The following is a 5,833-nucleotide window of genomic DNA, read 5'->3' as shown; positions in this document are numbered from 1 at the left end:
TAGGTTATTTGAGACCGGCAGAGGAGAGGGATAATCTAACTGTTATTACGGATGCGTTGACAACAAGAGTACTGTTTGAGGGAGCCAAAGCGACGGGAATTGAATATCTCAAAGAGGGTCAGACACATACGCTTCATTGCAGCAGAGAGGTGTTGCTCAGTGGCGGTGCGATTAATAGCCCGCAATTGTTACTGCTTTCGGGGGTGGGAAACAAAGAGCAGTTAGATCAACATGATATTCCTGTTGTGTGTGATCTGCCCGGCGTAGGAGAGAACATGCAGGATCACCTTGATGTGCTAGCGGTAACCCGTGAAAGAACCTTCCACTCTGTGGGCTTTTCCCCTGTTGCTCTGCTGCGTTCGATAAAAGGGATCTTCGATTATATCTTGTTTAGGAAAGGGAATTTCACTAGCAACATTGCTGAAGCAGGCGGCTTTGTGAAAAGCTCTCCAGAGCAGGCTGTGCCGGATGTACAGTTTCATTTCTCTCCCTGTTTTTTGGATAATCATGGCCTGAATCTGTGGCAAACGGTCAGGCATGGCTACTCGTTGCATGCGTGTAATCTACGGCCGAAAAGCCGGGGAAGGCTGTTGCTTCGGGACAGTGATCCGGCAACACCGCCAGTTATCCAAGCGAACTATCTCGACAATGAAGAAGACATTGCTGTGATGGTAAAAGGGATTAAGCTCTCGCGTGAAATCCTGAAACAACCTGCTTTTGATCACTACCGTGGTGAAGAAGTATTCCCCGGTAAAGAGGTGCAGACAGACGAAGAGCTTGAAGCTTTTATCCGTCGTAAAGCCGAGTCGATTTATCATCCTGTTGGTACCTGTAAGATGGGACAAGATGAAATGGCTGTTGTGGATCCCCGGCTAAAAGTGCGGGGGGTTTCGGGCTTGCGTGTGGTCGATGCCTCAATAATGCCGACATTAATAGGCGGTAATACTAATGCACCAACAATAATGATTGCTGAGAAAGCAGCGGAAATGATCTTGGAAGATTATATAAAAAAGTCCCTTAATGAAGAGTTGATAGCTGCCGAGGTTTTATAATTATTTCCCACCATGATTTCAGGCTGTAAATATATAGCCTGAAATTATTTTTATTTAAATTGATAATTAGAGTGATTTTTCTAATTTTTATTGTCATACTTGTTTTGCAATTTTCTATGATTATGTTTTGAGCCCTTCATACTATATTTAACTTCTGATAACCAACCCTCCTCAATATCTAAAAATAAGACTCTTCTTCTTGAGAAGTGCTTGATTTCGTTATTCAGCTAATCAATGATGGTTAGTAAATGTGGCTTAACAAAGGTTGAAGTATGATTTCTAGGAATAACCTAAGTCAGAAGTTTCAGGTGCTGATGGATGAGCTATCGTCAAAAGTATCTGAAAACAGAGAGGTGGCGAAGGAAAAGCTTGGCGACTTCATAGAGCATGGCCTCCCGCCCGTTCAGAGTGACGCAGTCATTGCCACATTAAACGGCATTCTCGGTGATTATCTGGTTCAGCGAGACAGCCGTCTGAAGCAGGAAATGGCTATTCGTGATCAGCGCCAGACCCTGAGCCTTGAAACTGACATATTGAGTCAGCAGCTTTCCGATTGTAGCGAGCGCATAGTATTGTGTGTGCATGGCTGGTGTATGAATGATGTCCAGTGGAAACGCAAGGATCACGATCATGGTCGTAGCTTGGCAAAATACGGGTATACGCCAATTTACTTGCGCTATAACACTGGTTTGCATATCTCGACCAATGGTGAAGCATTCGCTTTAATGCTCGAACGACTTATTTCAGCCTGGCCGTGCCAGGTGAAGGAACTGGTGATTATCGGCCATAGCATGGGAGGGCTGGTAACCCGAAGCGCGTGCTATTATGCCCAGCAACATGAGCTTAGCTGGCTATCGACTCTTCGTACTTTCATCACCCTTGGTACTCCACACAATGGTGCTCCCTTGGCGCAGCTGGCCTGTTGGATAGATGGCAGACTTGCTGATGCTCCATACTTGAAGACACTTAACAAGTTGTCTGAAATTCGTAGTAGCGGAACGAAAGACTTGAGCCAGGGTTTCGTCCGCCATGGGGATTGGGAGAAGGCTGGGCAGGCTCCTCATTTGCTGGGTCGACCGTTATTACCTGAGGGCGTGGTTTGTTGTGCCATTGCGAGTTGCCTCGGCCAGAACCTGAAAGATGAAAATAATCTCAAGTTGGGTGATGGGCTGGTGCCGGTTTCAAGTGCCTTGGGTGAATCGACAGCTGATCAGCGAGCCTTGAATTATCTTGATGAAAACAAGTGGGTAGGTGTTGGTATTAACCATCTGGATCTGCTAACGCACCCACAGGTAACCGGAAAAGTAGAGCAGTGGGTATTGTCGAATTCCACTGATACTCGTGACGAACTCCCTCCCAGCAATTAACAACAGCAGGCGCCCCTATGCTGGGGCGCTGCGCCGCTTCCGCTGATATTTCCTATGCACCTTACGCTTCTAGATGTCTCCATATATGGCTATTGTTATATATAGATAATCATATATACTGACAGCGATTAAATTATTACAGAGATGATCATGAAGAAGAACATACTCTTTCTTTGTACCGGTAACTCTGCGCGTTCACAGCTGGCCGAGGCCCTGATGCGCCACATGGCGGGGGAGCAGTATCAGGTAATGAGTGCCGGTATGAAGCCGGAAGGTGTCGATCCGCGTGTCTATCAGGTGTTGGCTGAGTACGGGGTGTGTGCGGATAATCTACAAAGCTTGTCCGCCAATGATATTCATGATCAGCACTTTGATATCGTGATTACCTTGTGTGATAAGGCCAGTAACGAGTGTGCTCTTTTCGCAGACTCAGATGCTCTCATTCACTGGGATTTTAAAGATCCTAAGCCTATGGAAGGAGTGGAAAGCTTCCGAGAAACTTTCGCAGGATTGAGAGACAGGATCGCGCTATTTCTTATGCTTAACGGCGAGGTTCAAGACAGTGTTGTTGGTCCGGTTGAGCTTTTCAAAATCATGAGTGACCCGCTTCGGCTTCGGATCCTCATGTTGATTGAAGATGAACAGGCGCTCAGTGTTGGCGATCTGACCAAGGTACTTGATGTGAGTCAGCCGAAAGTGTCGCGGCATCTTGCCTTACTGCGTGATGGCGGGGTACTTCAAGACCAGCGTGAAGGCTTGTGGATCTTCTATCGCCTGGCCGATCACCTTCCCGCGTGGATCCGCCACACACTAGCAACAGTTAGAAACGGCAACCCGGGTATGATCAATCAGGAAAAATTAAAATTAAGTCAGATCAGCGGCAGGAAAAAGCCCGGGTTTAGCCTAAAAGCCAACAACAAGGTTGGCGTTTGAATCACTAATTTGTTCAATTAACAGGAAAAATACTATGTCTAACGCGCATCCATTTTGGACATTACCGCTAGCAGGTGGTGCGAAATTGTTACTTACACCATGTCCGGGTACCAAAGAAGCCAACCTGAAAGATTCATTGGCTCAGTTGAAAGACGCCGGGGCAACAGCGGTACTGACAGCTTTGGAGCCGGATGATCTACCGGGTGAAGGATTGAGCCAACTGGCAGAGGAATGCAAGGCTCTGGGGCTGAAGTGGTTCCACTTACCTATCGAAGATGATTGTGCTCCTGGTGACGAATTTAATGTTAACTGGCCTGAGGCCAACAAAGCGGCTCAGTCTATGTTAGATGAGGGTGGGGCATTAGTTATCCACTGCATGGGCGGATCTGGCAGAACGGGGCTGATTGCTGCCCGTATTATGCTGGACCGTGGTGTTGAGCTTGAAAGTGCGATTGAGCAGATCCAGGCACTGCGCCCGGGTGCGTTCACGCGCCAGCCACACATTGACTATATCCAGCAGTATAAATAAATAGTCGACTAACGAGCTACAGTGTCAATGAGCCTCACTTTTGTGGGGCTTTTTTATATATTTTAATCAATGGCTTATCTTCATGCTGCCTTAGTAAGATCTTTGCTTCGTAATGGCTGTGCAGGTTCTAAGGTTTATTTCAAAAAGATCTAGCCAGATGAGCAAGAACTCGATACTATATCTGAAATTTCGTATATATGGTTTTCCGAATATTTGTTCGCCATATAGTCAGCTTTTTAACTATATTGCTTGTAGCACTATCAAAAAGGACAGTAACAATGGCAATTAAAGTGGGTATCAATGGTTTTGGTCGTATCGGTCGTCTGGCACTACGTGCAGCTTACGACTGGGACGAAGTTGAGTTTGTTCAGATTAATGATGTCGCTGGCGATGCCCATACACTGGGTCACTTGCTTGAATTCGATTCGGTGCAAGGCCGCTGGCATCATGCGGTGAATACCGACGGTGATGCGATTGTAATCGGTGATCACAGCATCCGTTGTACCAAAGAGCGTGATATTGATGCGGTAGACTGGTCTGGTTGTGATGTGGTTCTGGAAGCGACTGGTGTCCACCGTAAAACACCTTTCCTGCAGAAGTACCTTGATCAGGGGGTAAAGCGTGTTGTCGTTTCTGCTCCGGTAAAAGAAGAAGGTGTACTGAACGTTGTGGTAGGTGTTAACGATCATCTGTTTGATGCTGAGAAGCATCGCATTGTAACGGCTGCATCTTGTACCACAAACTGCATAGCGCCTGTGGTTAAGGTTATCCATGAAAAGTTGGGTATCGAGCAGTCTTCATTCACGACGATTCATGACTTGACTAACACCCAGACAATCCTCGATGCGCCACATAAAGATCTGCGCCGTGCTCGCGCGTGTGGTATGAGCCTGATCCCGACGACAACGGGTTCTGCTACTGCGATTGTGGAAATTTTCCCTGAGCTGAAAGGCAAAATTAACGGCCATGCAGTGCGTGTACCGTTGGCAAATGCATCACTGACAGACATTATCTTTGACGTGAGCCGTGATACAACAGCTGAAGAAGTGAACGCTTTGCTGAAAGAGGCGGCAGAAGGTGAGTTGGAAGGAGTTCTTGGTTTTGAAGACCGTCCGTTGGTATCGATCGATTATAAAGGCGACCAGCGCTCAACCGTCGTCGATGCTTTGTCGACCATGGTTGTTAATGACCGTATGGTGAAAGTTTACGCCTGGTACGATAACGAGATGGGCTACGCAACGCGTACCTCTGAACTGATCCGCAAAGTTGGCCTGGCATAAGAAGCTGTTGTCCCGCTAGTTAAATAGCCACACCAAATAAGAGAACTGAGCATGTTAGCTGCTTTTTCAAATTTATCGAAAGATGTCCGTCAGTACATGTTAGTGACGTTCAACTACTGGAACTTTACTGTCACTGATGGTGCCTTGAGAATGCTGGTGGTATTGCACTTCCATCAGTTGGGGTATACCCCATTGCAAATTGCATCATTGTTCTTGTTCTACGAGTTTTTTGGTGTGGTAACCAACTTAATTGGCGGTTGGCTGGGGGCAAAACTCGGCCTTAACCGTACCATGAATATTGGCTTGGCCATGCAGGTGGTGGCCTTGTTAATGCTGGCTGTACCGTCTGTTTATCTGACTGTACCTTGGGTCATGCTGGCACAGGCATTATCGGGTATTGCTAAGGATCTGAATAAGATGAGTGCCAAAAGCGCCATCAAAACCTTGGTTCCCGGTGATCGGCAGGGAGCACTGTATAAGTGGATAGCTATCCTGACAGGGTCAAAGAATGCCTTGAAAGGGGCCGGCTTCTTTGTCGGTGGTTTCCTACTTGCCACAATTGGCTTCAAAGGTGCCGTAATTGCAATGGCGGCAGTGCTGTTTGTGGTTCTGGTTATGAGCCTGACCTGGCTTGAGAAAGACATGGGTAAGGCCAAGGCTAAGATAAAATTC

Annotated in this window: 6 protein-coding genes; all 6 read left to right on the top strand. The window is 47.0% G+C overall.

Features of this window, described 5'->3' with window-relative positions; genetic code table 11:
* A partial coding sequence (locus MHN01_RS14290) for a GMC family oxidoreductase (RefSeq protein ID WP_239411953.1) occupies window positions 1-1,052 on the top strand: 1,052 nt, incomplete at its 5' end.
* Between the two features lie 272 nt (window positions 1,053-1,324).
* Window positions 1,325-2,419, top strand: a complete 1,095-nt coding sequence (locus MHN01_RS14285; protein ID WP_239411952.1) for an alpha/beta hydrolase — start codon at window positions 1,325-1,327, stop codon at window positions 2,417-2,419.
* A 147-nt stretch (window positions 2,420-2,566) separates the two neighbouring features.
* A complete protein-coding gene (locus MHN01_RS14280) occupies window positions 2,567-3,352 on the top strand; it encodes a metalloregulator ArsR/SmtB family transcription factor (RefSeq protein ID WP_239411954.1) in 786 nt (261 codons plus the stop codon).
* Between the two features lie 34 nt (window positions 3,353-3,386).
* Window positions 3,387-3,881 carry a phosphatase gene (locus MHN01_RS14275; RefSeq protein WP_239411951.1) on the top strand — a complete coding sequence of 165 codons (495 nt, stop codon included), beginning with the start codon at window positions 3,387-3,389 and terminating at the stop codon, window positions 3,879-3,881.
* A 278-nt stretch (window positions 3,882-4,159) separates the two neighbouring features.
* Window positions 4,160-5,161 (top strand): ArsJ-associated glyceraldehyde-3-phosphate dehydrogenase, encoded by a 1,002-nt coding sequence (locus MHN01_RS14270; RefSeq protein WP_239411950.1) that lies wholly within the window; start codon window positions 4,160-4,162, stop codon window positions 5,159-5,161.
* A gap of 51 nt (window positions 5,162-5,212) precedes the next feature.
* The coding region (locus tag MHN01_RS14265; protein ID WP_239411949.1) for an MFS transporter at window positions 5,213-5,833 on the top strand (621 nt) is incomplete at its 3' end.

This window comes from Photobacterium sp. OFAV2-7, assembly GCF_022347985.1.
In the GTDB taxonomy this organism is placed as follows: Bacteria; Pseudomonadota; Gammaproteobacteria; order Enterobacterales; family Vibrionaceae; genus Photobacterium.
The sequence above is the reverse complement of the archived record's forward strand: the minus strand, read 5'-3'. Positions and strand labels throughout refer to the sequence as shown.